The following is a 26,165-nucleotide window of genomic DNA, read 5'->3' as shown; positions in this document are numbered from 1 at the left end:
CCGCTGAAGGTGGAAGCTGTTAGGTCGTCGGCGCGAGGGCTTACCAGGTGATCGTGATCAGGGTGTGGGGTCGGGAGATGGGCGCGTCCGGGCGGCCGGTGGGGGTGCCGGCGCGGTAGGCGGTGATGGTGGGCTGGCTGGGCCGTTGCTCTGCCCAGTGGGTGAGCAGTTCGATGGTGTCGTCGGCGACCTTGGCCGCGTCCGGGCCGTGCGCGACGACGCCGAGTTCGTTGACCTCGTCGTTGACCTCGCGGGCGGTGACGTAGGCCAGGGTGTTGCAGGTGTAGAGGCAGGCGCCGCCCCAGCGCATGGCCGGGTTGGCACGGCCGGCGGTGCGGGCCTCGGCGCTAACCGACAGCCGCCCGAAGCTGAGCGGAGCTGTGGTGGCCAGCCACAGGTCGAGGTGTTCGGCGGGTTCGTCGTGGCGGACCCGGATACCGGTCCATTGCGACTGTGGGGCGTGGTTGAGGGTATCGCTGAGTGCAGTGTCGTTGGGAAGGTCGCCGGCATCGACATTGATGGCCACGTCGTCGGCGAGGCGTACGTGGTGTTCGTGGTGCTCGGCGGTGCCGCGCATGGGGACGAACCCGCACACCACCGCGGAGGCGGAGACCATCAGGTCCGGCTCGCGCAGGTCAAAGGCGATGGCTCTGGTGAGCCCGCTGCCGTGCAGGCGCAGCGGCACGACGAGACGACCGCCGGCGGTGAGCTGCTGCCACCAGGCCGGGACGATGTCCCACGCTTCGGCGGTGACGATGATCCGGTCGTAGGGGGCGCCTTCGGGATGCCCGAGCGCGCCGTCACCGCAGATGACCTTTACCTGCGGGTAGCCGGCAGCTTGCAGGCTGGCGGCGGCGCCAGCGGCGAGGTCATCGTCGAGTTCGATGGTGACGACCGTGCTGGTCGGCCCGACGAGTTCGGCGAGCAGTGCCGCGTTGATGCCGGTGGCCGCGCCGATCTCCAGGACCTTGCCGCCCGGCGCGACGTTGAGCTGTTCGAGCATGGTGGCGACGAGCTTGGGGCTGGATGCCGAGGAGACCGAACTGCCGTCGGCGGCGCGGCGGGTGACGACCGGCTTGCGGCCGTACGCCGTCTCCAGATTGTTCCCGGGCAGGAACAGGTGCCGGGGCACGGTGCGGAAGGCGGCTTCGACCTGCGGGGTCTGGAAGGTGCCCCAGCTGGCGATGTAGTCGACAAGCTCGTCGCGGAGCTGTGCGGCGCGGTCGGCGTGAGGGTCGGGCTCGAAGGTCACCGCGCCGACTGTATTCGCGCCGGTGCCGTCGGTTCTGGCGTGCCGGGTCGTGTCGGCGAGGCTGGTGTCCGTGGGGTGCGCGGGTATGTCGAAGACGGTTCGGCTGGCGGCGGTGGCCAGCAGATGCTGGTCGTCGGCGGAGACGCCGTGCCGGTTGAACAGGAACAGCATGTGGTGGGTGAGCACGGCCCGCAGGCCGCGGGTGAGGGTGCCCCGACGGGCCAGCTCGGCGAGGCGTTGGCCGGTGTGCTCGAACGCGTCGACCCAGCGGGGTGTGTGGTGCAGAGGGCTGTCGGCGGTGTCGGTGGTAGCGGTGAGCAACAGTCGGACGTCGTCGACCATGGGCGTCGAGGGTTCGGGGGTCGCTGCTGCCGGGGTGCGGTGGTCGGCGAGCTGCGCCCAGCAGTCGCCCTGCTCGTACCACTCCAGACCGGCGGCGCGCAGCAGTCGCGTGGCCAGAACCACGGACAACTCGCGCCGGCGATCGCGCTGTGCGTGAGCGAGGTGGGCCAGCAGGTATCGGCTGTCGGCGTGGAACAGACTATGGGCGAGGTCGATGCCGGCCGGGCCGCCGAACGCCCGGCCTTCGGGCTCGTAGATCGTTTCGGCGCAATCGCGGACGGTCTCGTGTTGTGTGAGGGCGGCGGAGATCTCGCCGACCATGCCGGCGTTTGCGGTGTGCACCCGGAGCCGCCAGATGCGGCCCTTGCGGATGAACCACCACGCGGTGATGACGCCGGCGTCCTCGGCCGCGGCGAGCATGGGCGCTAGCGCGGTTGCGGCGATCTGTTCGGCGGCCTGCCAGGTCGTGAAGGTGATGGTGAGCTGACGCCAGCCGGTGGTGGTGGGATCGGTCATGTCGCGGGTCCTGTCGGTTCGACGGTGGGTACGGGTGTTCAGTTGATGAGCAGGCAGGCGGGCCATGCTGCGGCGGTGGCGGCGGTGGCGAAGGTGTGCAGGGTGATCGCGACGCCGGCGCGGCCGTCGATCAAGCCCGGCAGCGGATCGACGCCGGTGTGCGTCGTGGCATGGGTGAGCAGCGCGCCGACTAGGCCTGGCAGGTGCGCGGCGAGCGAGGGTGTGGCGGCGTCGGCGGCGGCGTACCAGACGGTGGCGGTCAGGCCGGCCCAGCCGTGGCACAGGTAGGGGTCGGTGAGCCGGGCGAGTTGGGCGGGGTCGGCCAGGCACTGGGTGAGGGCGTGTTCGGCGGCGATCTGCCGGTCGTGCTGGTGGCGGGCGATGGCCGCCAACTGTTGGGCGCGGGCCAGGCCGGGGGTGCCGTAGCACCATGACGGTCGGGCCGGTCCAGGCTGGCCTGGGCGGCCGGCCCGCAGGTCAGCGATGGTGACGCGTTCGGGCCACCAGGGCCCGGTAGGTGTGGGCTGGCGCCAGTCGTCGAGCCAGTGACAGATCCGGTCGATGGCGTCGGCTTGGCCGGGGACCGTGACCTCCTGCCGGCTGGCGAGGGCCAGTAGGGCGAGAGGGCCGGCGATGCCGTGGGCCATTCCGAGGTTGGCGTGCCCGCCCGGGATGGTGGGCTGGCCGAGGCCGGCGTCGCTCGTCCACCAGCCGGGCGCTGCGGGGGCTGCGGCGTCGTGTGCCGGGACCGGTTCGGTGAGCCGGACCAGGTAGTCCAGGACGCGGCGGGTCAGGGCGTCGCCGGGACGGTGGTACAGCTGGTAGGCGCCGAGCCCGGCCAGGCCACGGACGAGGTCGAACTCGGACAACGCCGGGCGGGTGCCGGCCGCGATGCGCGCGTCTGCTGCGCGGAGCCGCCGCTCGGTCAGGTCGGTGACCGCGGCGTCGAGGCGGGCCAGGGCCGGCTGGTAGCGGTCGGGGGCGCTGACCGCGAGGGCGAACGCGACTGCGGGGGTGCCGAACCACAGGCCCGCGCCGCGGCCGACGCTGAGATCCTCACACACCGCGCGGGTCAGCCAGGCATGGACCCGCTGGTCGGCGTCGCTGGTGGTGGAGGCTCGCGCGGCATGCAGCAGCGCGACGCCGGCAGCACCTTTGGACAGCGATTGGTGCCGCCAGCGAGGGCTGGTCGGGCTGTCGTCGTCGCAATCGGCGAGTGGGGGCGGGACGGACAACTCGTCGCTGATGGTGGCGGCCAGCACGCCGGCGGTGGGCTCGACGAGCGTGGCGGTCACGATCTGCCTCCGGTCGGGTGGCGGGCGGCGTAGGCCTGTGCGATTGCACGGGCGAGCCGGTGGGTGCGGGCTTCGGCTTCGGCGTCGATGCCGCAGGCGCGCAGGTGGTGCAGGTGCAGCAGCGACACCGCTACCGAGGCCGGTGTCACGCCGGCGTTGTACTCGGTGAGGCTGGCCGTGTATGTCGTGGCGGCGCGGGCGCGGGCGCGCCACGCGGTGATGATCGCCGCGCCGCCGGGCAGGGTCTTGAGGGTGGGGCTGTCGCCTGCGATGTCGGCGAGGGTGATCGCCTGCCGGAAGAGGCTCCGGTCGGCGATCGCCGCTTGGAGGTCCGGATGGTCGACCAGCCAGCACATGCCCGCCTGCCTGCCGCCGGTGACGGCGGCGGCTAGGTCAGTGAGGCTCACTGCGGTGACCACGTCCGGGTGTGCCTGTCGGGTGTCGGCGAGGGTGGTGCGTTGCGCGACGGCGGCGACCGAGTCGGCGGCGAACAACGCTTCGGCCGCCGCCATCGCGGCGCCGCTGCCGTAGCGGGCGATCTCCGGCCGGTAGGTGTCCAGGGTGACGTCCCGGATAAGGCCTTGTCGACGTAGCCTGGCGGCCCAGGTGCTGCTGCGCCTGGCGGCGGCGGCGTAGTCGGCGGTGTGCACGCGCAGTCGCAGATGCGGCTCCGGGTCGCGATAGGGCAGGAACCACCAGGTCGGCGGCTGCTCCCACTCGGCGAGCAGCGCCGGCAGGTGCTCGATGAGGATGCTGTCGAAGCTGTCCGGGTGCCCATACAACCTGACCGACAGCACCGGTCCCCCAGGTAGGTGGCCATGGTCGCGGCCGACCACCGGCAGGGGCCCGCGGCGGGTCAGTACCGCTGGTGCGGGTGCCGGTGGGGCCGTGCGCGCCATCGGAATGACCACCTCGTGGGCGCGGCCGTCGCACCAGCCGTGATCGGCGGCGGTGGGCGCCTCGGTGAGGACCGTCGCGTCGGGGGTCTTGTCCAAGTGCTCGCGTAGCAGCGCGAGGTCCATCGGCTCGTCGGCACCCAGCCGTAGCCGCCGGTCTGCGGTGCCGACGAACACGCTGGCGGGCAGTCGCATCCGCAGGCGCAAAGTCGCGAAGGCGGCGGCCCACGCGGCGGCCGAAGCGGTCCGATCCGGCAGCGCCGCCGCGGGGATACGCCACCGGGCCGGCGTGAGAATGGTGCGCCGGTAGCGCAGGCGAGGCCGAAACGGCAGGCATCCGGCGGTGCCCCAGTCGAACAGCCCGACCGGGGCGGACGTGGCCTGCGGAAGCTCGATCAGCAGCCGGGCCAGCGGCGGCATCGTGCGCCAGGACGCCGCGCAGGTCAGGACCGGTTCGACGACCTGCCGCTGCGACATCGACAGAAGGAACATTCGGTCCAGATCCGCCGTCACGGCGAGATCGGCCAGGGTGATCTGGTCGGCAGCCGATTCGCGGTGCTCTCCGATGGCCAGGACCGTGGGCAACAGGCGCGGCACCCGGGTGACGTTCTCCACCCGGGGGTGATTGGGCGGGAACGACAGCTGCACGGCGATCGCACCCTCGACGCCGACGGGAAGCGTCCGATAGTGGTCGACCATGCGGTCGCGGTCCTCGTCGCGCAACAGCCGCAGGAACCGACCACTGGTCGCGACCGCGGTCCGACCGATGCCGCGCACCACGAGATCGAAGGCCCCGGCCGCGATCGCCTGCGTCGATGCGGCTCGCACCTCCACTGAGAGGTCAAGGTGGGCCGGTGGCGTCGGTGCCGTGTCGTGGCCGGCAAGAGCGGCGATGGCGTCGTCGTCCAGCACAATCTCCTGTGTGCCGTCGATGACAGCCTGCTGCGCGAGCGCCAGCAGGCGTTCGTCGCGCGACGTGGATCCTGGCCACGTGCGCTGATCATGGTCCTCGAAGTGGTCGGGGAAGCCCAGGCCCGTCGTGGCGTCCACGAGGTCGGTCACCGCAACCACGGTGTTGGCGCCGTACCGGTCGAGAAACCGGGAGTGGTACTCGCGCCAGCCGGGCACCCCGTGCGGGGCCGCGTTCAGGCGTATCAGAGCGTCGGCCGCCCCCGCGGCCTCCGCCACGACTGGGTGCGGCAGGGCCGTTGTGCCGTCGAGCCGCACGTCCACGACCAGCGGCTGAGCGGGCCTATCGGACACGTGGAGCATCCGTTGCGCCACCGGCGGCCGGTACCGGCCGAGCATTCCTGGCTGTCCGGTGGCCCTGAGCTGGGCGTCGATCGCGATCAACTCCGCTACCAGCTCGGTGCACTGGGGGAGGCTGGAGGCCATCACCTCCTGCAGCACGGACAGCACATGCCCGAGACCGTGCGCAGTCAGGGGAGGCCGCAGGTTGCTGATCAAAACGCCGCGAGCCAGCAACTCCGCGATCATGGCATCGACCGCGGCGGCTCGGTCTGGGAATGTGCGGGCAAGACGGTCAATGAGATCCTTGACGCCGACCGGCGACTCCGCCACCGATAGAGCTGCCTCGACTGGTGGGATATACCGCAGCGACACCGTGTGAGGCCGGGCAGTGGCGACCTCGGTGGCGTGCGGCTGCCACAGCACGTGGAGCCGACCACCGCGCACAACCATCAGATCGTTGCGGACGACTCGCAGGCGCAGCCGCAGTTCAGCGATGGCTTCCAAGCGAGCGATGACCGAAGCGAGCCACACGCCGTCGGCGTCGACGGCCGCCGTATGAGCGTCGGCCCAGCGACTGTGCGCGCCGCCGGTGATCTCGACCGGGGCGATCCCAGCGAACAGTCCGAATGGCGTCGCGCGGCCCCTCATCCGGATCACGTAGCGGGCCAACGACATCGCCATCCGCCGCAGCTGCGCCGGGTCCGCCTTCGATCCGCCGAGCACCGCGTCGACACGCTCCGCCAACACCGGGCTGGCAACCGCGACCGCCTCCGCCAGCCGGTCGTCTTTCCAGACCCGCTCAATCCACATCAGCCACGACTCGGCACCGCCGTCACCCTCAGAGTCCGGCCATCGAGGCGCCACCAGCGTGCCGGTGGCGAGACCGGCCCGCAGCAAGACCGCATCGACCGGCCGATACCCCGGGATCGTCGCCATGCACCCCACCCCTTCCCGCACGCGCGTCGATCGGACTGATGGGTCCGTTCACCAGCTCGACAGTGATCCGGTGAACGGACCCGGGGCGGACTAGCAGTCGCTGCCCCTCACGGTGTCGCAGCCGTCGTCCGTGTTGGCCAGCAGCGCTGCGGAGACCGGGCCGGCCTCGACGATGCGCACGTCGAGCTCGAAGCGGTCGCCGTCGGCGCCCGCCGCGCTCGGCGCCTGGTCGACCGCGGACAAGGGCTTGGTGGAGGTGAACATGGTGCGACTCCTTTCGGCAGTCGGGACGTCGATACACCTGCCTGCCAGGCGCCGCATGAAGCCGGGTACACGTCCGGCCAGCTGGCGGCGCCGCTCCAGGCCCGGCGGGGGACGCGGGATCGGTGCGTCGACGTCTCGAGGATTGAGCTATCGGTAGTCAACCGATCACCAATCGATGTCGGTAAGTGGTGTCGGCGGCGGCCGACAATTCGTTGACACCGGATCTCGACCACGCCTACACCCGGCTCATGCCGTTCGCCGCTTGCCGCCGCCGAGCAGGCGGACCCCGCGTGCACGCGGGGCAGCTCGAGCGTGTAGATCAGCGACGGTTCGTGCCGTGCACCCAGTCGACGGCGAGCCGGTTGAGTGGCAGGTCGAAGACGAACTGTCCGGTGATCGGGTCACCGGTACCGGCGGGTTGGATCGCGAAGTGGGGCGTGCGCGTGCGGTATTCGCGGTCCCAGCGGCGGATCTCGTCGACGAGCCGGCGGGCGAGGTCGGCGCCGCCCGGGCCTTGGCCGATCGCGCCGATCTCACACACCCGGCCAACGCCGGCGTCGCGGTCAGGGTTGGTGTCGCGCAGCGTGAGGTAGGCGAGAGCGCCGTGGTCGGTGGTGGCCATCGTGCCCCAGCCGAACATCGACCGGACCAGTCCCCGGTCGATCGCCGACGGCTGCAGGGGCATCCGGCTCAGCGTGTTGGGCAGGGTGCAGGCCAGCCACAGCCAGACCCACTCCGCCGACTCCTGCGGGCCGAGGCACACCCCGGTCCATTGCTCGTCGCGGGGCCGGTCCAGCACACCGGCGAGGGCATCCTGGTCGATCGTCTGTTCCGGGTGGACCTCGAGGGTGACTTCGCCGTCCGGGGTGAGGGCTATGGTGCGGCGCGGGTCGGCCGCGATCCCGCGCAGCGGCATGAATCCGCACATCTCGCTGTCGCGGCTGCGCCAGCAGTCCCCGGCGCGCTCGAAGGTGATCGACCGGGTGATGCTTCCGCGGACCCGCATCGGGACGACCAGACGGCCGTTCGGGGCGAGCTGCTCCAGCCAGGCGGGCGGCACGTCCCAGGCACCCACCGTGGCGATCACCCGGTCGTACGGGGCATCGTCCGGGCCTCCGAACGCGCCGTCGCCGAGGACCACGCGCACGTTGGCGCAGCCGGCGGTGTCGAGGGCCGCCCTGGCCCCGGTGACGATGTCGTCGTCCACGTCGATCGTCGTGACCTGGCCGTGGTCGCCGACCAGGTGTGCCAGCAGGGCGGCGTTGTAGCCCGTCCCGGCGCCGATCTCCAGCACCCGCTGGCCGGGCTCGACGCCGAGTTGCTCCAGCATCATTGCGACGATCCGCGGCTGCGAGGCAGCGGAGATCGCGACCCCGGCGCTGTCGCGTTTGGTGTGTACGACGTCGTCCGCGTACGCCTGCCGCAACGGCACGGTGGGCACGAACACGTGACGCGGCACCGTCCGCACCGCGCTGTCGATCAGATGGCTGGACACCACGCCCTCAGTCCGGAGCAGATCCGCCAAGCCGAATCGAAGTACATCACAAGTATCAATGGCAGCGTTTTCGGTCATTTCACCTCGCACCTGACCGACCCTAGTGCCGCCGGACGGGGTCGGTAAGCGAGCGCGGCGGGTTCCGACAAAACATTGACACGCGACCGCCGCACACGCGCCGCTGGCCGCCATACGCTTCGTCCCCAAGCAACGGCAGTCGGCGCGTCACTGTCGACAACCACGCGCGACAATGGGAGCCGAGATGGCAGACCCGCCACAGATTCGACAGACCCGAAAAAACCTCGGGCAGCGCCTCGCCGAGCTGCGCCACGCAGCCGGCCTCAACCAGCACGAGCTAGCCACGGCGGTCAACTACGCCCGAAGCACCGTGGCCAACATCGAGGTGGGCCGGCAAAACGCGCCGGCCGAATTCTGGGAACGCTGCGACACCATCCTCAACGCCGCCGGCACACTGCGCGCCGCCTACCACGCCCTCTGCCTGGCCCAGTCCGCCCACCGGCACGACGAGGCACGCCGCCATCCCAGCGCGGCCGACCCGGCCGCGCCCGCACACGACGCGCGCGAAGGGCTGGCCCACCGCCCGGTGACCGTGGTGGGCTCCCCAGTTCTGGCCGGACGCCTGGCGCAGCTGCTCGCCCCAGGCATGGCGACCAGCGCGCCGCCGTGGCGAGGCTGGTGCCCGGGCTAGGTCGAGCGTCGCTCCGTCAATCGCCTGTTCACCGATGCGGCTGACGACGTTCGCCGGCGGCAGCACGGCAGAGCTCACCGTGCCGCGCGCCTACGCCCTTCGTTGGCTCTACCCGTCCCAGGATGTCGTGCCGGCCAGCAGCAGGTGGGAGCCGGCTGGTGCGGTGGCGACTACCCAGCGCCGGCCGCTGGCCAGGTCCAGCACCTCGACGGTGATCACGTCACCGGTCCGGGTGATCAGCACCGCGCCGTCGGCGCGTACCGCGGCGAGTTGGCGACTGGCCGCTCCCCGCCCCGACGGCAACCGGTACCGGTCCAGGACCTGGCCGGCGGCCGAGATGGTCAACAGGTCGCCGCTCCCGCCGGAACGCGCGCTTACGAGCTGGTAGACCAGCGTCTGGCCGCTCGGAGCGATGAGCAGTGGCATGGCCGGACCGGTGCCAAGCTCGTCGCCTTTGCCGAGTACCCCGTTGCCCATTGGCACGTACAGGCCGCGCTGCGCGCCGGTGCGGCCGTCGGCGACGGCGAGGAAAAAGCCGGACGGCTCGCCGTTGGGCCGGTACGGGCCGGTGAGCGATGGCATCGGCGTGCCGGTCGAGTCCTCGTTGGGATCGTGGTCCCGGCGCGGGGCCAGCAGGAGGTCGCCCGACGGAAAGATGTCCCGGACCGCCCAGGCGTCGGGATCGTGGATGACCACCTCGTGGCTCTGACCAGAGGCCAGCGCCACCACAGTCACGCCCGCCGCGTTGGCGCCGGGCACGTTTGGCTCCACCACGACCAGCCGGCTGTCGGGGACCAGGCGACCACTGTCCCGTCGGGCAGCGGACGGCTCATGGTGCCGGTCAGGTCACGCAGCGTTCGGGCGCTGTCCCGACCGGATACCAGCCAGCGGCCGTCGGGCGAAAGACTCGCCCGCCCGCCGCCGTCGACCTTGTACTGCGCGCCGTCGCGGGTCAGCAGGAAGAACGTCCTACAGCTCTCGTCCAAGGTGGCGCACGGCGCGTGTACCAGCGCGCCCGCTCCGACCGGCCGGTCCGCGGGAAGCGGTGGCGCCGAGTCGGGCACGTCCCAACGTTCGGGTATCCAGTCGACGTCGAGCGTGTCGGCCGGCCCCGCGGCGTCGATGCCCGGCAGGCCACCGCCGCCGGATCCTCCGGCGAGCGGCGCCCAAGCCGCCACCACAGCCAGTACGGCCGCGACCGCCACGCCGACCGGCGCCAGTCGAACCAGCCGCTGCCGGCGGCGCGCGACCCGAATGACGGAGTTCGCGACATCGTAGTACTTGGCCTGGTCGGCCTGCGTGGCAAAGTGCTCGCGCAGTCCGGTCATCACTACACCTCCTCAGTGATCAGTTCGGCCAGGTGGGGTTCGAGCGTGCGCAGCCGACCCAGCGCATGCGCCGTCTGACTCTTCACGGTCCCCTCGGAGCAGCCCAGGATCCGGGCCGCCTCCGCCACCGAACGGTCCTCGTAGAAACGAAGCACCAGCACCGCCCGCTGCCGCGGCGTCAACCGGGCCAACGCCCGGTCCAGCGCGATACGGCGTACGGCGCTGTCGGCCTCATGCCCTACCGGCGACTCCGGCAGCCACGCGACCGGCCGCTCATCGAGCCGTTGCCGACGCCGCCACAGCGAAATCGCCTCGTGGTACATCACTTTGCGGACGAATGCCTCCGGCTGGTCGTACCCCGAGATCGTCCGCCACCGGCGGGCAGTCTTGAGCAGCGCGTTCTGGAGCAGGTCCTCGGCCGCGGCGTGGCTGCCGGCCAGCACGTACGCCAGCCGCGACCACGCCTCGGTATGGGCGGCGAGGAATTCGCCAAACCCGTCGAACTGGGCCAACTGCCGCCTCCTTCAGTCATCGATGTAACACGAAGCAGGCGCAGGCGGGGTTGGAAGGCAACTCCCGTTGATCATGATCGGTGTGGCACGGCAAGCCCAGCGCGGATACCGGGCGACGATCTGTTTCGGTCTGGATGCCCAACGGGCCAATCGGCGACTCCCTCGATTCCGTGTGCCAGGCGCGCACCCGCACACGATTCAGGCGGTTCCAGCTCGTACCTGGTACGCACGACCGCGTCGGCCAGCACCACCTCCTACAAACAACAGGTCCGCCACGCCATCCAGCAGGACCTCGACCACCTGTACCCGATCAAACGAGACGCCGCTCACGACATTGCCGGGCCCCTGGCAACGGACCCTTGTCGGCGAGCGTGCAGGAAACTCCGACAAAACATTGACACGCCGCCACACACCGCAGAGTGCTACCTCGACATACGCTCCGCGAGCAGAGCCGCATTGTGCATCGAGCCAATCCAGACCGAGACGGAATCCACCTTGAGACAAGAGTCGAACCCCACACTCCTCGAAAGAAACCCGTGGAACCTCACGGGGTAGCACGCCGCCGACGTCGTGGCCCACATCAGCAGCGTCCTCACCGTCCCCGCCATTGCCGGAGCGCCACCATGAGTACAACCGAATCCACGCAGGCACGTGAAGCGAGACGGCACCTCGGCGCGCAGCTGGCCGCTTTGCGCGACGCCGCAGGGCTACGGCAACATGAACTAGCGCCCAAGGTCGGGTACGGCCGCAGCACGATCGGCAATGTCGAGATCGGAAGCCAGCGAGTCCCACGACAGTTCTGGCTCGATTGCGACGATGTCCTGGGGACCGGCGGCATCCTGACAGAGCACTACGACGCGATCGAAGCTACCGAGCGTCAAGCCGCGAAAGACGTGGCACTGCGTCTGGGCGAGCCCGACGGAGCTTCCAGTGTTGATCCTGCGATGGCGGTGCACTGGACCGGAATGCTGCACCTGCTGGCCGGCTCGCACAACATGTTCGGTCCGCGACAGGTGAACGATGCCGCTTGCCGAGAGCTGGCCGTGATCGGCCGCTATCGACACGAGGCGATCGGCGATATCAAGACCGGGCTGCTCGCGGTCGAGGCGCGATGGGCTGAGTTCGCATCCTGGACGGCCGACAACGTCGGCGACACGGCCGCCTCGACCTACTGGCTTGACCGGGCCCTCGTCCTGGCGCGCAAGGCTGGCGATGCACCGATGGCGTCCTACGTGTTCATGCGACAGGCGCAGCAGGCTGCTGACCGCCTCGACGGGGCGCGGGCGGCCACCCTCGCCACGACAGCCGCAACTGCACCATTGACAGACCGCGACCGCGCTCTGTGTGTCGTACGCCAGGCCCAGGGGCACGCACTTCGCGGAGACCGCGACGCGTGCTCGTCGGCCCTCAAGACCGCTCACCGGCTTGCCCTCCGCGCCGAGCGCGTACCCATCGACGACGATCCCGGCACGATCGGGCGGCATTGCACCCACGCCTACGTTCAAGCCCACGAAGGGTATTGCCTGCTCAGGCTCGGCAATGGCGAGGAAGCGGCGCGCCTGCTCGACGCGGTCCTGGACCAGTGGCCCGCCGGCTTCCGGCAGGACGAGGCGCTTATCAGGACGTGGCTCGCGATGGCCTACGCGATGGCCAACCGGGTCGCTGAGGCTGGAGGCCAGGCAAGTCAGGCGCTGGGTATCGCCGCCGCGACATCGTCCGCCCGCGCGATGCGTGTGCTGGGAGAACTCGACGCCCGGCTCGCTCCGCACTCCGGTGCCGCCGAGGTGGACGCATTCCGGTCCGCCTTCGCACTCGTCCGCTCGACGCGCAGAATGTGACCGTGGACCTGATCAGCTCGGCAACGACCACGGACGAGGCATCCCGGGCCGCCCGCGTGGCAGTTCTTCCCGTCGGCAGCTTCGAGCAGCATGGATCTCACCTACCGCTCGCCACCGACACCATCGTCGCCAGCACCATCGCACGGTCGGTCGCCGCGGCCTATGACCTTCTGCTGTTGCCGCCGGTCACCATTAGTTGCTCTCAGGAGCACGCCGGCTGGTCGGGGACCGTGAGTATCCGCTCATCGACGCTCGCCGCGATCATCACGGACGTCGCCGAGTCGCTACGGCGCGCTGGTATCGACCAGCTGGTCGTAGTGAACGGGCATGGCGGCAACTACGTTCTGTCGAACTTTACCGACCGCGGGTAGGACCGTCCGCGACGTTCCCCCTGGCGTGTGACCAAGGGCGTCCCGTGCTCGTTTACCGACCGGGTTCGGCACGTCCGACCTGTTGGGCGTCGGCGTGGAGGGCACGTGGTTCGCGTTGTTGTTGGAGACTTCCGGGTTCAAGAGATCAGGCTGGGTGATGGGAGTCGAGCGTGGACGATCGTCTGCCCAGCGGGCAGCGTCCAGGTGGAGGCGGATCGGTTCCTCCGACGGCATGACGGCTCCGGCACGCAGCGAACGTACGCCTATCTGCTGGTCGATCACCTGCGGTGGTTGGATCGCGAGTGCCTGCCGCTGGCGGATGTCGGCCTGCGGGATCTTGAGCGCTACATGGGTCTGGTCGGGGCCGAGGTTCGCGTGCCGCTCGGACAGCCCTGGCGGGAGGGCAAGCGTCCGTACGGACGCGCCGCGCTATCGACGGCGGCGGCGTGCTTGAAGGGCTTCTACCTGCATCAGGCGTCCCTTGGGGTCAACGGTGAACTCGGCAGACAGTTGGGCCGGAACCGACTGCCGTCACGGGCCGATCGGCGCCGCACGTTTCTCGGCCACGTGAAAGCCGGGATGCCAGCGAATCCACTGGCTCCACGCGGGCCGCATCGCCGGCATCCGAAGATGCTGCCTGAGGGCGCGCAGGAACGGCTGCTGGCCGAGGTGCGCTCGGCCCGGGACCGGCTCGTCGTGACCTGGTTGGCCGACGGCGGCCTGCGTATCGGCGAGTTGTGTGGGCTTCACCTGCTGGACTTACATCTTCGCGAGAACGCGGCGTGCGGGCAGTGCCGCTCGCCGCACCTTCACGTCTGCCACCGGCCGGGAAACCCGAACCGGGCGGAGGCGAAGAACAAGCACCCGTGGCGCATCGAGGACGGCACGGTGACCGGCGGGCTGATCAAGCGCGTCAGCCCAGCCATGGTGCACACCTACTTCGAGTACGTCACCAGCGAGTACCCGCGGAGCGCCACCGGGCACGGGATGCTGCTGGTCCAGTTGCACGGCCCCGGCCACGGACAGCCGTGGGCGCCGGTGGCAGCCCGACGGATGCTGGCTCGCGCGGGACGTCGTGCCGGCCTCGGCCCGGTCAAACCCCACTCGTTCCGGCACAGCTTCGCCAGCGCCGTGCTCGATGCGGCCGGCGGGAACCTGGTCATCGCCCGCGACGCCGGAGGCTGGTCCTCCACGTCCGTCGTAGACGAGATCTACGCACACGTCGATGTGCACGATGCGGCGTTCGACGCCGCGCTGCGCACGGTCTGGGGCGAGCAGCGGTGACCGCGACACTCGCGCTGCTACCACAGCATTCGAGACCCGACCGGGTGGGCCGGGACCGGCTGGAGATCCTCACCGCCCTGATCAACGCGCCGTCCTTCGACCCGATCTTCCGCACCGACGTGATCCGGATTCCCCGCGACCACTCCACCTACCGGTGGTGGTGTGTGGTCCCGGCCTGTGAAAGGGTCCGCTCCAGCGGGGCGGACATGTGCTCGGTGCACATGCGGGCGTGGGGCGCGGCCAACCGGCAAGGGGTCGGCAAGGCCGCGTTCCTCGCGGCGGCAAAGCCGCTATCACCGTCGGAGTGGGTGGAGCAGGCGACGTGCCGGATCTGCCCGGACCGGCCGGCCGCGCACACCCAGTGGCGGCTGTGCCATCGGCACCTGAGCCGCTGGAAACACCGAGGCGTCCCAGACGAGACAGCCTTCGCGGGCTGGGTTGCAGCGCAACAGCCGTACGCCGGCTTCGGCGCCTGCCTGGTCGCGGTGTGCCCGAGCCTGGCCGACTCGCCGCTGGGGTTGTGTTTCGGCCATGAGACCCGCTACTGCAAGGCCGGCGGCCCTGGTTCGGCCGAGCTGCCGTCGGCGTGGTCCCAGCGCTACGAGCAACACGGCAGGCCGACCCCTGTGTCCTATCAGGACGAATCGTCGTTCCGGCGCTGGTGTACGAGTGCCGAGCCGATGCCGTGGCCGGCACAGGTGAACTTGCGCGGTGTGCGTCCGTTGCTGCGGGCGGAGTTCCAATGGGGCCTGTTCGCGCACACCCAGCAGCCACGACCGACCCGCTGGGACGTCGGGTCGATCCAGAAGCTGGTCAACACCTGCCGCGCCGCCGGCATGACCTCTTTGGCCGACCTCGCGGTCGACAGCTCTGACCGCTGCGTGCGTCGTATCAGTGGGGAGATCGCCCGGGAGTTGTGGCGCATCTACCGCACTCCGGACGACGCCCGCGAGACCGGGATGCTGGACACCGAGCACTTCGGGGTGCGGTTCCCGCGGCGCACCAGCCGTTTCGACCTGACTGCGATCCCGCAGCGCTGGCTTCGGGATCTGGCCTGGGACTACCTGGCCGGGCTGTTGCAGTCACCGCGATGCCCGCGCACCGCCGGCAGTTTCGACAACCTGCGGCGCGCGTGCGTCGAGCTTGGCGCTTTCCTCTCGGTTGATGCCCCGGGCGGTGGGCATGACCCGACGTCGCTGGGCGGCGAGCACATGCGCCGGTTCGTCGCCGACCAACGCCGACGTGAACGCGACGGCCTGCCGTCGCTGGGCATCACCAAGGCCGGCGGGAAACCGTCGACGGTCACGGCCACCACCCGGGGCCTGGTCTTCAACGGCGTACGCACGGTGATGCGCGACGCCCTGGACAGCGGTGTCGCCGACCGCCTGGGCCTGGACCGGCAGTTCCTCACAGGGCTGCCCGCAGGGGAAGGGCTTCCGGTGCGGGCCCGCCGGCCGTTTCCGGACGAGGTCGCGCGTGCGCTGGCCGACGAGACGAACCTGGGCCGGCTCGCCGAGCATCACGACCCGGCCGATCACGGCCTGCGTGACATCTGGGAGACGCTGATCACCACCGGGCGGCGCATCGGTGAGGTGCTGGAGGTGCGCTGGGACTGCCTGGGCCGCTACGGCGGGTTGGCGATGTTCTGGCACGACCAGACCAAGGTGGGTAACTTCGACGCCGCGATCCGCATCCCGGAACGCGTCTACGGCCGGTTGGAGACGAGGCAGGCCAAGACGCTGGAACGCTTCACCGCCCGGTACGGCTACCAGCCGGTCGGCGAGCAGCGCGCCCGGCTGGCCCTGTTCCCCAGCCCGTACCGCAACCCCCACGGGACGGTGTCACTGTCCAAGGAGTGGTTCTACGGCCCGTTCCGCGCCTGGGTCGCAGAGATCGACCTGGGGCATTGGGTTCCGCATCAGGCGCGGCACACTCTGGCCACGAATCTGCTTCGCCAGGGCGCCACCCTGACCCACATCCGCCGATACCTCGGCCAGGTCTCCGACCGAATGGCTGAGCACTATGTGCATCTGGCCCACTCCGATCTGGAACAGGTGCTGCAGCACGTGTGGGTCGCCGGACCCGGCACCGCCAACCCGGGCGAGCTCTTGACCACGGGCACGGCCCCGCTGCCCCACGCCGAGGCGCAGGCCCTCGCGATCGACCTGTCGCGGCGCAGCACGCCCGCCGAAGGCGGGTTCTGCACCTTCCAACCCGTCGTTGACGGCGGAGCCTGCCCGTGGGACTTGGACTGCCACAACTGCGACAAGTTCGTCTTGTCCGGCGCTGACCTGCTCTACTGGCGCCGCAAACGCGAACAGTGGCGGCTGCTGGCCGAAGGCGCCCCAGACGACGCCACCGCCGACTATCTGCACCAGCACTTCGAGCCAACCGCTCGGGCCATCGACGGGCTGGAGAAGGCCCTGGCCGGGCTCGGGCTCCTCGACGACGCTCTCGCGCTCGATCTACGAAAACCGCAGGACTACTTCCACCGCGTCTGGTCCACCGCCTTCCGCGCCCGTGACCTCACCGCAGCCGGCGCGGAAGCCGGCGACACCAACGAACCCGTGGAGGCCGGGTGAGCGCCTCGGCCTCGCCCAGGTCCCGCACGGCCGCCGCCGTCGCGGCCCGGCGACGCCGTAGCCAAGCTGCGGTGCAGCGGGTCCAGGACGCGCTCACCGTCCTGCGGCGGGAGAAGGCCCGGGTCACTGTCGCCGCGGTCGCTCGCCGCGCCAATGTCTCCCGAACCTTCGTGTATGACAACCCGCAGGCTCGCGCCGCCGTCGCCGCAGCTCTGGCCGACGCCGAGCAGCAGCACACGCAGCTACGCCCGGCCCTGGACGACGCGCAGCATGCCGGGTGGCGGGAACGGGCGCTCAACGCCGAAGACGCGCTCAAGAGCGCCCACACGGAGATCACCCGTCAGCGCACCCGCATTGGTGAACTCCTCGGGCAGATCCGCGACCTGCGAGCCGAGTGGGACGACGAGACCATCGCGCGGATCACCACCGAGAACACCACGCTCAAGCAGCGGGTCCGTCAGCTGACCACGGAGAACCGCACCTTGGAGGAAAGGCTCGCGGCGGCCCGGTCCACCCTGCGTTTCCAGGACCGGCGCATCGCCGACCTCGAAAGCCGCGTCGCTGACCCGGCCGGCAGCACCTGACCAGCAGTCCTGCCCCATTGTCGATCAGGGCTCAAGCAGCTTGTGCACGCGGGCGAACGACCGAGACAGGCTGTCCAGCACCGCTGCGCCCTTCTCCGCGCTGCCCAGCGACGGTCGCCCGATGATGCCCGAAGCTGTGTAGCCGCGCATCCCGACGGTCAGCAGGTCTGGCCGGTCGTTCGCCTCGTGGTCAGCCGTCTGGTATCCCTCGCGCAGCAGTTGCGGAGCCCCGTGCAGCAACAGGGAGACCTCAATCTCACCGCCGTGCATGTCCTCGTGAGACCCGGTCTTGCAGCCCGCATCGGCCCGCGCCGTATTCCAGTCCTCGCTGGCGGGGAACAGCGCCATCCGCGGTCGGACCGTCGTCGCCTGCTGAACGACGTTGCGTAGCGCGTAGTTTCCGCCATGCCCGTTGACGATCACCAAGTTCTCGACCCCGATGCCTGCAGTGACTCGTCGATGTCCTCGATCACCGCCATCAACGTGCGAGCGGTGATGCTCACCGTCCCGGCGAACCTGGCATGTTCATGCGAGCACGAGATCGTGATCGGCGGTAGCAGGAACAGCCGGTAGTCGGCGGCGAGGCGCTCGGCGATCAGGCAGGCAACCACGGTGTCCGTGACGAGCGGCAGGTATTCGCCGTGCTGCTCGAAGCTGCCCACGGGCAGGATCGCGACACGAGCACCACGAATGCGGGCGTCGGTTGACGTCGCCGTTGGCAGCAGGAAGGTCACCCGCTAAGCCTGCCACGCGGTATGTCGGCCGGCAGCCTCAGCCGCCGAGCCTGCGTGCGGCGCGTTGACGTGGGTTTCCTGCCGCAGGTCCCGGCTGGTGCGTGTCCTTAGCCCCTGTCCGAGTGGTTGTCCGGGGTACATCGTGGGAACAGGCGCCTGCTGCAGCGTGATCTTTCGGCCACCCAGGCCGCATTGGCAATCGCCGAGCGGCGAGGTGCACCGTCGCGCTGAGGCGGCTGATTCTAACGCCCTGCAGAGCGCGGACCCGGTTGGTGACCAGGGAGCCGGCGATGCGCAGCATGTCCGGCCAGTGCGTGATGATCTTCGCGAGGTTGACCTTGTTGCGGGCGATCGCGTTGAGCGGCCGGTAGTCGCCGGGCTCAGCGCCGGGCGAGTGATGCCGCCGCTGGACCTCATGCGGTCGCCTGTGCGGCCGGTTGCGTGGTGGTGGTCACTGGGGTGGCGGCCGGGCGTCGCGGGCGCAGGCCGCTGGCAAGGCACAGCAGTATGCCGAGGGTTAGCCAGGTGGCGAGGACGATGACCGAGTGGGTGGTGTCGTGGCTGTCGAAGAAGGCGGTGGAGCGCAGTAGCCGGCCACCGGCGCCGGGCGGTAGGAGTTGGCCGAGCGTGCCGGACCAGCCGGGCAGCATTTCGGGTGCGGTCGCGGTGCCTGATAAGGGGTTGCCGATGAGCATCATGGTGGCCGCGCCCAGGCCGAGCCCGGTGTATCCGAGCACGGATTCCAGCCCCAGGATGGTGAGGGAGGTGGCCGCAATGGTCAGGGCGACCGCGCCGGTGTTCGCCCAGTAGGAGCCGGTCAGGGAGCCGAGCCAGAACTGCAGAATGGCCCCCAGGGCGAGGCCGCTGGTGACGGCGAAGGCGAGCGCTCCGATGACCCGTCGGGTAGTGCCGAGGACGAGTCTGGTCAGCAGGAGTGCGGCGAGCAGACCGCCCATGACCAGGGGGAGGGCTGCGGCGGCCAGCCCGGCGCCACGCGGGTCGTCGGCCGGCAGCGGGACGAGGTCGCGGACGGCGGCCCCCGTGCTGGTGCCCTCGGATTGCGCCTGGTTGAGCGCGGCGGCGATGCTGTTGAGGGTCTGGGCGACGGCTGTGCTGGCGGCGGAGGCGAGGATGACCTGTGGGGTGCCGGAGCTTGCGTCGATCGCCCCGTACACGTCGCGGTCGCGGATGAGCTGTTCGGCGGCGGTGGTGTCGGCGACCTCGGTGATCTCGAAGGCGTCGGGGAGGCGTTCGTGGAGGGCGGCGCTGATCTGTCCGACCGCGGGTGCCGGCCCGGCGACGGCGATCGGCACGTCGTGTACCGACGAGTGTACCGAGGGCCAGGCGAAGGCGGTCAGCAGTACGCTGACGGCCGCCGTGAGCAGGGCGACGGCCCGGGCCACCGCCGTCCAGGGCGACGGTGGTGCATCGGGCTGGGCCTGAGCGGCCATGTCGTCTCCTCCGGATAGGACGGTGTTCATCGCAGGGTGAGCGCGGTTGCCGACTGGACGCGGGTAAGTTTTTCGGGGTTGCGGACGTAGTAGAGGCCGGTGATGCGGGCGTCTTCGACGCGGACGGCGAGGATGCCGTCGAGTTGGCCGTCCAGGCGTAGTACCAGTGATGGGTTGCCGTTGACCACGGTTGGCTCGGCGGTGAGGATGCTGTCCACTTTGCCGAGGCCGCCGAGGAACATGCGGGCCACCTTGCCGGCGCCGGTGACCGGCCGCAGCGCGGCCTGTTTGATGCCGCCGCCGTCGGCCACCAGGACCACGTCCGGGGCCAGCACGTCCAGCAGGCGTTGCAGGTCCCCGGTTTCGATCGCGTGCCGCAGCGAGTCCAGCGCCGCCCGGGTCAGGCTCGCCGGGACCATCTGGCGGGGGCGGCGGGCGTCGACGTGCTGGCGGGCGCGGTAGGCGATCTGGCGGACCGCCGCCGGGGTCTTGTCGAGGGCGGCCGCGATCTCGTCGTAGCTGACATCGAAGACCTCGCGGAGGACGAACACGGCGCGTTCGGTCGGCGCCAGCGTTTCCAGAACGAGCATCAGCGCCATCGACATGCTCTCGGCGAGCTCGACGTCGTCGGCCACGTCCGGTGCGGTGAGCAGCGGCTCCGGCAGCCAGGAGCCGACGTACGCCTCCTTGCGGCGCCGCATGGTACGCAGCCGGTTGAGCGCCTGCCGGGTGGTGATCCGCACCAGGTAGGCCCGCTGGTCGCTGACCCGTGCCAGGTCGACTTTGACCCAGCGCAGCCAGGTTTCCTGGAGGACGTCTTCGGCGTCGGCCGCCGAGCCGAGCATCTCGTAGGCGACGGTGAACAGCAGGTTCCGGTGGGCCACGAAGGTTTCGGTGGCGGGGTCGGCGGGCGGTGTGTCCACTGCGAGATCTTCCATTTCGATGGTCGGGTCAGCGTTCGGCCAGCGTCTGGAGCCGCTGACGGCGGGTGTCGTCGCGGAACTTCCAGGTGTAGGAGCCGGGCTGGTGCGCCTCGTGCGCCAGGTGCTCGATCAGGCCCGGGAAACTGTCGCGCTTGATCTTGGCGCCGAGGAAGCCGCCGACCGCGAAAGCTTTGGCGATATCGTTTTTCGAGGCGAGTTGGACGGTGGCGGCGCCGTGGCCCAGGCTGACGCATTGCCCGAAGAAGCCGATGGCGATCGTCGTGGGTTGTCCGCCCGTGATCCGGGCGAGCACGGTGTCGGCCGCGTGCGCACCGAGTGGATTGGCGGCCTGGCAGCTCATCCGCAGCGGCAGATTCGACGGCGCGGCCGAGTCGCCGGCGGCGACGATGCGGTCGTCGTCGATGCTGGTGAGCGTCTCGTCGGTCAGCAGGCGCCCGGCCGCGTCGGTCGTGAGCCCGCTGCGGGCAGCCAGGTCTGGGACGCTGAACCCGGCGGTCCAGATGGTCACCGTGCTGGGCAGCTCGCGGCCGTCCGCCAGCCGGACGGCGTCACGGCTCACTCCGGTAACCCTCGCATCGGGACCGTCGATGATGCTCACCCCGAGCTTGGCCAGCCGCTTGGCGAACCTGCGCCGGGTCCGGGGGTGCAGATACGGGTGGAGGACCTTGCCACACACGAGCGTCACGGCGCGGCCTTCGGCGGCCAGCTCGGCGGCGACCTCGATGCCTGTCGCGCCGGCTCCGACCACTGTCACCATGGCCGTCGTGGGTGTGGTGTCGAGCACCGACCGCAGCCGCTGCGCCTCTTCCAGGCTGGCCATGGTGTGGGCGTACTCGGCGGCCCCGGGCACACTCGGGTCGGCGCTGCCGCTGCCCACCGCGTAGATCAGGTAGTCGTAGCCCACCGCGGCGCCGTTCGCCAACGCAACGGTGCGCCCGGTCGTGTCGATCCGGCTGGCGGTGTCGACGACCAGCGCGACGCGGTCGGCCAGGATGTCGCGGTAGCCGACGACCGCGTCGCCGGTTCCGCCGACGAGCTGGTGCAGGCGGATGCGGTGCACGAAGTCCGGCCGCGGGTTGATCAGGGTCACGGCCACGTCGTCGCGCTGGGTGAGGCGGTTGGCCGCCATGACGCCGGCGTATCCGCCGCCGACCACGACCACCCTGATGTTCTGCGTCATGATGTCTCCCTCGTACCTCGGCGTTCGGCCACAAGACACCGCCCGAGGACCTGGCATAACAGCGCGTGAGCCGGGTCACTCGCCGCGGCTCACGTCCAACGTTCAGCAAGCAGCCGGCCGAAGGGGTTGCACAGGCGGAATCGGCGTCGGGTCACCACTGGGTGATGAACGGCTTGTCCGGTTCGTGCTCCCGCCAGGCTTCCGTGAGGCGGGTGAGGCGGGTGGGTGCGGCGATGCCGCGCACGGTGGCGATCTTGCCGTTGGCGAGGTCGAACGTCACGGCGCCGACGATCTGGCCGCCGAGCACGAACAGGACGGCCGGGGCGCCGTTGACCAACGCGTAGTGCACGGCGGGCGTACCGCCGGCAAGTCGCCGCTTCGCGGGCGTGGGTGTGAAGCCGGCCCGTGCGACGGCGGCGATGCGCTGCGCGGTGTCGTACCGCAGCAGCGTCTCGGTCAGCCCGGCGCCGTCGGAGATCGCGATCGCGTCGTCGGTGAGCAGCGCCACCAGCCGTTCGGTGCGGCCCGAGGAGGCAGCGGTGAGGAACTCCTCGACGATCCTGCGGGCGGATGCCGGGTCGACTTCGCCGCCGCCGCCGCCGCGGCGCGCGGCGCTGATGCGGCGTCGGGCCCGGTGCAGATGCTGCTGGCTTGCGGACTCGGTGATGTCGAGGATGTCGGCGATCTCGGCGTGGCTGTAGGAGAACGCCTCGCGCAAGACGTAGACGGCCCGCTCGACGGGCGACAGGCGCTCCATGAGCGTCAGCACGGCCAGGGAGACCGATTCGCGCTGCTCGAAACTGTCGGCCGGACCGAGCATCGGGTCGCCGTCGAGCAGCGGTTCCGGCAACCAAGCGACGGTGCGTTCGCGGCGGGACTGTGCCGAGCGGAGCCGGTCGAGGCACAGGTTGGTGACGACCTTGGTCAGCCAGGCCTCCGGCACCTTGATCTGCTGCCGGTCGGCGGCCTGCCAGTGCAGGAACGCGTCCTGCACGGCGTCTTCGGCGTCGGCGGCGGAGCCCAGCAGACGGTAGGCCAGCGAGGCCAGCCGCTTGCGGCTGGCCTCGAACCGGCTGGTGTCGAAGCGATCGGTGGTGCTGTCCACGGGTACCAACCTAGGCGGCTGCGCGACGGCCTTCTCGGCGGAACCCATCCGGCACGGCGGCCAGGCGGTGCCTGCGCTTGGGTAGGCCGAAGGTCGGGTGCGAGATGGTCCACAACGCGATCCGGTTGATGCCCTCCTTGATCAGCGCAGCCGTCCGGCCGCCCTGATGCTTCGGCTTTGCCCGCCCTTGATCGTCGACGAGCTGCAACATCCCGTCGCGCCGTCCGAGGGTGATGTAGTTGTACGTGTAGACCAGCTTGGTAGTCGCGACCTCGCGGCCGGTCAGGCGCGCCACGATCGCCTCCATGGCCTGCCTGCCGGTGAAGCCGGCCGAACCGCAGGACATCGGCAGCGGCCGGCCGTTGTCGCCGATGGCGTGGACGCTGTCGCCGATGGCGTACACGTTCGGGTGCGAGACCGACCGCATGGTGCGATCCACGACGATCTGACCGTTCTCGGTGACCTCCAGCCCGCTGGCAGCGGCGATGGGGTTGACCGCGAACCCGGCCGTCCACACGGTGGCATCCGACGCCAGGGCCGTGCCGCCGGCGCACAGCACTCGCGTCGCTTCGACGGCTTCGACGCTGGTGTGCTCCAGGACGGTGACGCCCAGCCGGTCGAAGGCCTGGCGCAGGTGACCGCGGGCCCCGGTGGAGAGCCGGGCGCCCAGCTCACCACGGGCGACCAACGCCACCGACAGGCCGGGCCGGGACTCGGCGATCTCGGCGGCGCACTCGATGCCGGTCAACCCGTCGCCGACGACCAGCACCCTTCCTCCTGCGCCCAGGCTGTCCAGGCGCTCACGCAGGCGCAGCGCCGCTGGCCGGCCGGCGACGTTGAAGGCGTGCTCGGCCACGCCGGGCACGCCGCGATCGTCGACGCGGCTGCCGAGCGCGTAGACCAGCGTGTCGTAGCCGAGTTCGCCGCCGCCGTTGGCATCGGCCACAGCGACGCTATGGCGCTCGGGTTCGACGGCGGTGACCCGGGCCACGCGCAGCCGGATCGCCGTGCCCGCGAAGGCGTCGGCGAGCTTCAGAGCCTCGATCTCCCGGCCGGCCGCGACCTGGTGCAGCCGCATCCGCTCGACGAAGTACGGCTCAGCGTTGACCACGGTGATCTCCGTGTCCTCCGGCGACAGCTGGCGGGCCAGGTTTCCGGCCACATAGGCCCCGGCATAGCCGGCGCCTAAAACGACGATGCGGTGCTTCATGTGCTGCTCCTGTCAGGTCGCTTGCTCTCGGTGAGTTGAGCGGGGCAGCCCACCGATTGCTGACAGGAACTACCTGTGGCATGCGTCACAGAGCGACGGGAGCGCCGCCCAACGCTGCTCGCGACGCCAAGGCGGCGCGGATGCAGGCCGAGCTGAACAACGCCGCCGCCACGATCCCGATATCCTCGGCGCGGCTGGCGCATCCACGTTGCGACGCCTCACGCAGTGCACCCAGCCCGACAACGTCGCCCGCATCATGCCGCCGCCAGGCCGGGACAGCAGCCGACCGTGACTGCCGTGGATGCGTTCACGCGAAGGCGAAGTAACGTAGCCACAGATACGGCACTGCCAAGGCGACGGTAACTGCGGTGACGATCAGGCCGTACTTGGTGAATGTCCAGAAGCTGATGGGTTTGCCGGCGCGTTCGGCTAGGCCGAGGACGACGACGTTGGCGGAGGCGCCGACAGCTGTCGCGTTGCCGCCGAGGTCGGCACCCAAAGCCAGGGCCCACCACAGGACCTGCGACTGGCTGGTGTTGCCGTTGCTGTGCACCATTTCGGCGACGACAGGGCTCATCGTGGCCACGTACGGGATGTTGTCCACGACCGCCGACAGCGCGGCGGAACCCCACAGCAGGACGATGGAGGCGAAGAACAGCCGCCCTTCGGTGGCCTCGACCGCGGCGCGGGAGATTTCTTCGATGACTCCGGTGGCCACCAGGGCGCCGACCATGACAAACAGGCCGGCGAAGAACACCAGCGTCGGCCACTCCACGTCTTTGGCGACCTCGCCCGCGTCGAGACGGGACAGCGCCAGCAAGACCAGTCCGCCGACGAGGGCGACGACGGATGGTTCCAGGTGCAGGACGGTGTGCAGCACGAACGCGGCGGTGACGACCGTCAGGACCAGTCCGCTGATCACCAGTAGGCGGGGGTCGCGGATCACGTCCCGTTCCCGCAGAGCGGCGATCTGGACGGCCCGGTCCGGGTCGTAGCGGAACGCGGACCGGAACAGGATCCGGCACAGGCCGACGAACACCACCATCAGCACCACAATGAGCGGGGCGAGATGGATGAGGAAATCGTTGTAGGACAGGCCGCCCCGGCTGGCGATGATGATGTTCGGCGGATCACCCACCAATGTGGACGTGCCGCCGATGTTGGAGGCGAGGACCTCGGCGATCAGAAAGGGTGCTACGGGTACGCCGAGGCGTTCGCAGACCAGGAATGTGACCGGCGCGATGAGCAGCACTGTGGTGACGTTGTCCAGGAACGCGGACGCGACCGCGGTGACGAGTACGAGCAGCACCATGACCCGGAAGGGTCGGCCTTTGGCGCGTTTGGTGGCCCAGATGGCCAGGTACTCGAACGCGCCGGTGCGTTTGAGCACCGACACGATGAGCATCATCCCGACGAGCAGGAAGATGACGTTCCAGTCGATGCCGGCCTCTTGCGAGAAGAACGCGTGTTCGGCGTCGGTGGCGCCGATCAGCAGCATGATCGCGGCGCCGCCGAGGGCGGCGGCGACCCGGTGGACCTTCTCGGTGGCGATCAGGGTGTAGGCGGCGGCGAAGACCGCGACCGCGGCCCAGGCGGTGACGCTCACGTGCCGAGCATCCGGTCGAGCAACGCGTCCAGCGTGATCGCCCCCAGCATCCGTTGATCCTTACCGGCGACCGCGACCAGGGGGCTGCGGGCCCGGGCCATGACCGCGGCGATTTCCAGCACGGTCGCGTCCGGATCCACGACCGGCAACTCGCGGTGCTCGCGGGGCAGCAACTCGGCGACGGTGCGGTCGCCGACGTTGCGGATGAACAGGTCGGCGGCGGCCTCGTCGATCACCCGGGCCAGGGTGGGGTCGTCCTGGCAGTACGACGGGATCGCCATCCGCAGCACCTGCGTGCCCGGCAGGATCGTCTTCGGCCGGCCCACGGAGTCGACCACGATCAGGCCGGGCAGGTTCTGACCCGCCAACAGCCGTGCCGCGTCCAGGGCAGGGGTGTCCACACCCACCGTCGGGAACGGGACGGCCAGATCGCTGGCTCGCATAACGGGCGCCTCCCTGCACCTGGTCACGGCAACTACG

The 26,165-nt window shown here is 70.2% G+C and carries 20 protein-coding genes and 3 pseudogenes; 6 read left to right on the top strand and 17 right to left on the bottom strand.

Annotated features, from left to right (window positions below; genetic code table 11):
- Positions 1-40: 40 nt before the first annotated feature.
- From fxlM (Prum_RS32505) to fxlM (Prum_RS32485), 5 genes are all read right to left on the bottom strand, one after another.
- Positions 41-2,110 carry a methyltransferase, FxLD system gene (fxlM, locus tag Prum_RS32505; protein ID WP_173079922.1) on the bottom strand — a complete coding sequence of 690 codons (2,070 nt, stop codon included), beginning with the start codon at positions 2,108-2,110 and terminating at the stop codon, positions 41-43.
- A 38-nt stretch (positions 2,111-2,148) separates the two neighbouring features.
- Positions 2,149-3,405 carry a lanthionine synthetase C family protein gene (locus tag Prum_RS32500; protein ID WP_246278234.1) on the bottom strand — a complete coding sequence of 419 codons (1,257 nt, stop codon included), beginning with the start codon at positions 3,403-3,405 and terminating at the stop codon, positions 2,149-2,151.
- A complete protein-coding gene (locus Prum_RS32495; RefSeq protein ID WP_173079921.1) occupies positions 3,402-6,488 on the bottom strand; it encodes a lantibiotic dehydratase in 3,087 nt (1,028 codons plus the stop codon). The genes Prum_RS32500 and Prum_RS32495 overlap by 4 nt, the downstream gene beginning before the upstream one ends.
- Before the next feature lie 90 nt (positions 6,489-6,578).
- Positions 6,579-6,752 carry an FxLD family lanthipeptide gene (locus Prum_RS32490; RefSeq protein WP_173079920.1) on the bottom strand — a complete coding sequence of 58 codons (174 nt, stop codon included), beginning with the start codon at positions 6,750-6,752 and terminating at the stop codon, positions 6,579-6,581.
- Positions 6,753-7,071: 319 nt separating this feature from the next.
- On the bottom strand, positions 7,072-8,325 hold the full coding sequence (gene fxlM / locus Prum_RS32485) for a methyltransferase, FxLD system (RefSeq protein WP_281369064.1): 1,254 nt from the start codon (positions 8,323-8,325) through the stop codon (positions 7,072-7,074).
- A 184-nt stretch (positions 8,326-8,509) separates the two neighbouring features.
- On the opposite strand from fxlM (Prum_RS32485), the gene Prum_RS32480 reads away from it, so the two are divergent.
- Entirely contained in the window at positions 8,510-8,956 is a 447-nt protein-coding gene (locus Prum_RS32480) for a helix-turn-helix domain-containing protein (RefSeq protein ID WP_173079918.1), read from the top strand.
- Positions 8,957-9,064: 108 nt separating this feature from the next.
- On the opposite strand, the gene Prum_RS32475 is transcribed toward Prum_RS32480, so the two are convergent.
- From Prum_RS32475 to Prum_RS32465, 3 genes are read right to left on the bottom strand one after another with little or no spacing between them, the layout of a single operon-like run.
- Positions 9,065-9,715, bottom strand: coding sequence for a hypothetical protein (locus Prum_RS32475; RefSeq protein ID WP_173079917.1), 651 nt, complete (start codon positions 9,713-9,715; stop codon positions 9,065-9,067).
- On the bottom strand, positions 9,688-10,284 hold the full coding sequence (locus Prum_RS32470; protein WP_173079916.1) for a hypothetical protein: 597 nt from the start codon (positions 10,282-10,284) through the stop codon (positions 9,688-9,690). The genes Prum_RS32475 and Prum_RS32470 overlap by 28 nt, the downstream gene beginning before the upstream one ends.
- A gap of 2 nt (positions 10,285-10,286) precedes the next feature.
- Positions 10,287-10,796, bottom strand: coding sequence for a SigE family RNA polymerase sigma factor (locus tag Prum_RS32465; RefSeq protein WP_173079915.1), 510 nt, complete (start codon positions 10,794-10,796; stop codon positions 10,287-10,289).
- A 623-nt stretch (positions 10,797-11,419) separates the two neighbouring features.
- Between Prum_RS32465 and Prum_RS32460 the strand changes: the two genes are divergently transcribed.
- The 5 genes and pseudogenes from Prum_RS32460 to Prum_RS32435 all read left to right on the top strand — a co-directional run bounded on the left by Prum_RS32460 (position 11,420) and on the right by Prum_RS32435 (position 17,455).
- Entirely contained in the window at positions 11,420-12,634 is a 1,215-nt protein-coding gene (locus Prum_RS32460) for a helix-turn-helix domain-containing protein (protein WP_173079914.1), read from the top strand.
- Positions 12,635-12,636: 2 nt separating this feature from the next.
- Positions 12,637-12,987: pseudogene (locus tag Prum_RS32455) on the top strand (creatininase family protein); the annotation flags it as partial.
- A 222-nt stretch (positions 12,988-13,209) separates the two neighbouring features.
- Entirely contained in the window at positions 13,210-14,289 is a 1,080-nt protein-coding gene (locus Prum_RS32450; RefSeq protein WP_218577432.1) for a tyrosine-type recombinase/integrase, read from the top strand.
- A complete protein-coding gene (locus Prum_RS32440; protein ID WP_246278232.1) occupies positions 14,286-16,871 on the top strand; it encodes a tyrosine-type recombinase/integrase in 2,586 nt (861 codons plus the stop codon). The genes Prum_RS32450 and Prum_RS32440 overlap by 4 nt, the downstream gene beginning before the upstream one ends.
- Positions 16,868-17,455 (top strand): DUF6262 family protein, encoded by a 588-nt coding sequence (locus Prum_RS32435; protein ID WP_173079910.1) that lies wholly within the window; start codon positions 16,868-16,870, stop codon positions 17,453-17,455. Before Prum_RS32440 ends, Prum_RS32435 begins: the two co-directional genes overlap by 4 nt.
- Positions 17,456-17,479: 24 nt before the next feature.
- Here the strand turns inward: Prum_RS32435 and Prum_RS32430 are convergent.
- From Prum_RS32430 to Prum_RS32390, 9 genes and pseudogenes are all read right to left on the bottom strand, one after another.
- Positions 17,480-18,117 (bottom strand): annotated as a pseudogene (locus Prum_RS32430) (creatininase family protein).
- A gap of 310 nt (positions 18,118-18,427) precedes the next feature.
- Positions 18,428-18,580: pseudogene (locus Prum_RS55280) on the bottom strand (Tn3 family transposase); the annotation flags it as partial.
- A 22-nt stretch (positions 18,581-18,602) separates the two neighbouring features.
- Entirely contained in the window at positions 18,603-19,640 is a 1,038-nt protein-coding gene (locus Prum_RS32420; RefSeq protein ID WP_173079909.1) for a hypothetical protein, read from the bottom strand.
- Positions 19,641-19,666: 26 nt separating this feature from the next.
- Positions 19,667-20,563, bottom strand: coding sequence for an RNA polymerase sigma-70 factor (locus Prum_RS32415; RefSeq protein WP_246278231.1), 897 nt, complete (start codon positions 20,561-20,563; stop codon positions 19,667-19,669).
- A 28-nt stretch (positions 20,564-20,591) separates the two neighbouring features.
- Positions 20,592-21,764 carry an NAD(P)/FAD-dependent oxidoreductase gene (locus Prum_RS32410; protein ID WP_173079907.1) on the bottom strand — a complete coding sequence of 391 codons (1,173 nt, stop codon included), beginning with the start codon at positions 21,762-21,764 and terminating at the stop codon, positions 20,592-20,594.
- Between the two features lie 151 nt (positions 21,765-21,915).
- Entirely contained in the window at positions 21,916-22,869 is a 954-nt protein-coding gene (locus Prum_RS32405) for a sigma-70 family RNA polymerase sigma factor (protein ID WP_173079906.1), read from the bottom strand.
- A 10-nt stretch (positions 22,870-22,879) separates the two neighbouring features.
- Entirely contained in the window at positions 22,880-24,079 is a 1,200-nt protein-coding gene (locus Prum_RS32400) for an NAD(P)/FAD-dependent oxidoreductase (protein ID WP_173079905.1), read from the bottom strand.
- Between the two features lie 307 nt (positions 24,080-24,386).
- Complete coding sequence (locus Prum_RS32395) at positions 24,387-25,685, bottom strand: ArsB/NhaD family transporter (RefSeq protein WP_173079904.1); 1,299 nt, start codon at positions 25,683-25,685, stop codon at positions 24,387-24,389.
- Entirely contained in the window at positions 25,682-26,128 is a 447-nt protein-coding gene (locus Prum_RS32390) for a CBS domain-containing protein (RefSeq protein WP_173079903.1), read from the bottom strand. Before Prum_RS32390 ends, Prum_RS32395 begins: the two co-directional genes overlap by 4 nt.
- Positions 26,129-26,165 lie beyond the last annotated feature (37 nt).

Origin of the sequence: Phytohabitans rumicis (assembly GCF_011764445.1) — a bacterium.
In the GTDB taxonomy this organism is placed as follows: Bacteria; Actinomycetota; Actinomycetes; order Mycobacteriales; family Micromonosporaceae; genus Phytohabitans; species Phytohabitans rumicis.
This window is presented reverse-complemented; position numbering and strand designations above follow the sequence as displayed.

Excerpts from the sequence above, each read along its gene's own strand:
- fxlM (WP_173079922.1), bottom strand. The coding sequence starts at position 2,110 with ATGACCGATCCCACCACCACCGGCTGGCGTCAGCTCACCATCACCTTC.
- fxlM (WP_281369064.1), bottom strand. The coding sequence starts at position 8,325 with ATGACCGAAAACGCTGCCATTGATACTTGTGATGTACTTCGATTCGGC.
- Prum_RS32400 (WP_173079905.1), bottom strand. The coding sequence starts at position 24,079 with ATGAAGCACCGCATCGTCGTTTTAGGCGCCGGCTATGCCGGGGCCTAT.
- Prum_RS32460 (WP_173079914.1), top strand. The coding sequence starts at position 11,420 with ATGAGTACAACCGAATCCACGCAGGCACGTGAAGCGAGACGGCACCTC.
- Prum_RS32490 (WP_173079920.1), bottom strand. The coding sequence starts at position 6,752 with ATGTTCACCTCCACCAAGCCCTTGTCCGCGGTCGACCAGGCGCCGAGC.
- Prum_RS32495 (WP_173079921.1), bottom strand. The coding sequence starts at position 6,488 with ATGGCGACGATCCCGGGGTATCGGCCGGTCGATGCGGTCTTGCTGCGG.
- Prum_RS32420 (WP_173079909.1), bottom strand. The coding sequence starts at position 19,640 with ATGGCCGCTCAGGCCCAGCCCGATGCACCACCGTCGCCCTGGACGGCG.
- Prum_RS32410 (WP_173079907.1), bottom strand. The coding sequence starts at position 21,764 with ATGACGCAGAACATCAGGGTGGTCGTGGTCGGCGGCGGATACGCCGGC.
- Prum_RS32470 (WP_173079916.1), bottom strand. The coding sequence starts at position 10,284 with ATGACCGGACTGCGCGAGCACTTTGCCACGCAGGCCGACCAGGCCAAG.
- Prum_RS32480 (WP_173079918.1), top strand. The coding sequence starts at position 8,510 with ATGGCAGACCCGCCACAGATTCGACAGACCCGAAAAAACCTCGGGCAG.
- Prum_RS32390 (WP_173079903.1), bottom strand. The coding sequence starts at position 26,128 with ATGCGAGCCAGCGATCTGGCCGTCCCGTTCCCGACGGTGGGTGTGGAC.